The sequence below is a fragment of the Streptomyces sp. NPDC054847 genome (genome assembly GCF_053610925.1).
Genome location: NZ_JBSGZJ010000712.1, coordinates 1 through 2102 on the forward strand (window position 1 = coordinate 1; position 2102 = coordinate 2102).

At 72.5% G+C, this 2102-nt stretch carries 3 protein-coding genes; 1 reads left to right on the top strand and 2 read right to left on the bottom strand.

All coding sequences use genetic code 11. The features are described from left to right. Positions 1 to 158: 158 nt before the first annotated feature. Entirely contained in the window at positions 159 to 812 is a 654-nt protein-coding gene (locus ACWGH4_RS34540; RefSeq protein WP_453467794.1) for a hypothetical protein, read from the bottom strand. Between the two features lie 47 nt (positions 813 to 859). Between ACWGH4_RS34540 and ACWGH4_RS34545 the strand changes: the two genes are divergently transcribed. Continuing rightward, a complete protein-coding gene (locus ACWGH4_RS34545; RefSeq protein ID WP_005319466.1) occupies positions 860 to 1048 on the top strand; it encodes a DUF5703 family protein in 189 nt (62 codons plus the stop codon). A gap of 117 nt (positions 1049 to 1165) precedes the next feature. On the opposite strand, the gene ACWGH4_RS34550 is transcribed toward ACWGH4_RS34545, so the two are convergent. Beyond that, on the bottom strand, positions 1166 to 1909 hold the full coding sequence (locus ACWGH4_RS34550; RefSeq protein WP_453467796.1) for a chaplin: 744 nt from the start codon (positions 1907 to 1909) through the stop codon (positions 1166 to 1168). Positions 1910 to 2102: the final 193 nt, after the last annotated feature.

The window sequence follows — 2102 nt, forward strand, 5'->3', positions numbered from 1 at the left end:
GGGGGCGGTGTGAGGGCCCCGGGCCCGTGGCGACGGCGAGGTCGCCACGGGCCGGGGGCCGGGGCCGGGCCGTACCGGTGGAACAACGGCCGGATCCGTCCGGCGGCCCCGGGGGGCGTCACGGACGGGTGCGAGCGGTCACGGACAGACGCGGGCGGTCAGTCCTCGTCGTCCAGGTCCAGCGGCTCCTCGCGCAACTCGTCCTCGTCGAAGACGGAGCTGACGTCGAAGCGGCAGACGACCCGCTCCGGGTCGGCCTGGTCGAAGGGAACGCTCAGCCACTCGCCGGGCTCCGGAAGCTCGTCCGCGGCGGACACCCACAGCGTGGAGTCGCCCTCCTCCAGACCGAACTCCTTGTGCCGGGAAGCGATTTCGTCCGGTTCGTACTCACCGAAGAGCACGCCGAGGGCGGCGTGCACGCTCGTGCCGACGACCGGGGCGCCCGCGCCCACTTCGTCCGGATCGACGTCCGCGATGCGCTGCGCCTGGGCGAGCAGCCGCTGCGGCTCCACGACCGCGTAGTCACGGCGGATCAGCACGCTCAGCGCGTTCGGCTCCTCGGGGCCCGCGTACGGCGGCAGCGAGTCGTCCGCACCGGGGATCTCGAAGGGGGTGACCTCGTCGTACCGGTCGTAGAGCCGCTCGTCATACCCCTCCGCCGCCGCGGCGAGCGCGTTGAACGCGTCGTAGACGGCCGGGTCGTCGTCTCCCGTGCGGTTCTCGACCGCCTCGAGGTGACGGTCCAGTGCGGCTTTGACCGCCTCGGCGGCGGCACGTACCTCGGCAGCGGTGGGCTGCGCAGCATCAGACATAGTGCAGACGCTATCCGTACCGGGGCGGTGCACGCACAATAGATGCGATGCCGGAATACGAATTTGTCGACGTGTACGTGCCGCGCGGGGTCTCCCGCAAGGAAGCGACCCGTCTGCTGACCGACCATGCCGAGTACGGACACTGGGAGTTGGACCGATTGAGCCTGCACCGGGACGGCAGCCGCAGAGTGCGGCTGCGCCGGCGCATCATCCGCCAGGTACGCGCCACCTGGTGATCGCGAGCAGGTACAGGAAAGGAGCGGGCCCGCGATCGCGGGACCCGCTCCTCGACGTACCGCGGTACGGGACAGGGCCGTGGCCGTGCCCGTGACCGCCGTGGCTCCGGCGTGCGCCTACGCGGCCGCGCGGGCCCTGCGGTAGAGCACCGCTCCGGCGAGCAGCAGGCCGACGCCCGCCGGTGCCAGGATGTCCAGCGCGTCCATGCCGGTCTCCGCGAGCTCACCGTCGCTGCCACCGGGGGTGACGCTCTGGGGGCCCGGTGTGTTCGGCTCGGCCGGGGTCCCGGGGGTTTCCGGAGTCTGCGGCTTGTTGGGCTCTTCCGGCTTGTTCGGCTCCTCCGGGTTGCCCGGCTCCTCCGGGTTGCCCGGCTCCTCCGGGTTGCCCGGCTCCTCGGGGTTGCCCGGCTCCTCGGGACCCGGCGGGGTGCCGCCCGAGTCGTTCGTGCAGTCGTTGCCGAACGACGGGTTGAGCAGACCACCGAGGTTGATGCTGTTTCCGCAGGCGTTGACGGGCACGTCGATCGGCGCCTGGACCTGGTTGCCCGAGCCGACGCCGGGCGAGTTGCTGACGCTGCCGTCGGCTCCGGAGCCGCCGCCGCCGTTGTGGCCCGACCCGGAGACGTTGGCGCATTCGTTGCCGAACGTGGGGTTGAGCAGCCCGACGACGTCCACGGTGTTGCCGCAGGCGTTCACGGGAACGTGCACCGGAGCCTGGACCGAGTTGCCGGACAGCACGCCCGGCGAGTTCGACGCCTCTCCGTACGCCCCGGAGTCCGCCTGGGCGTAACCGCCGCCGAGGGCGAGTACGCCTCCTGCGGCGGCAACGGTGATCAGGCCTTTGCGCGTGACCTGTCGCATGTCTTGATGCCCTGCCTTCCAGCTTCACGAATATCCCTGGGCACACGCCGAGGGGTTGGAAGAAGCGGGCGGGGGCGGGGGGGCCGCGCCGCCCCACCGCCCCCCCCCCCAGCCAAACCCCCCCACAAGGGGCCGCCCCCCCCACGGCCGCCGTGGCCGCCGGGGGGGGGGAAGGCGGGGGGACGCAGACGGG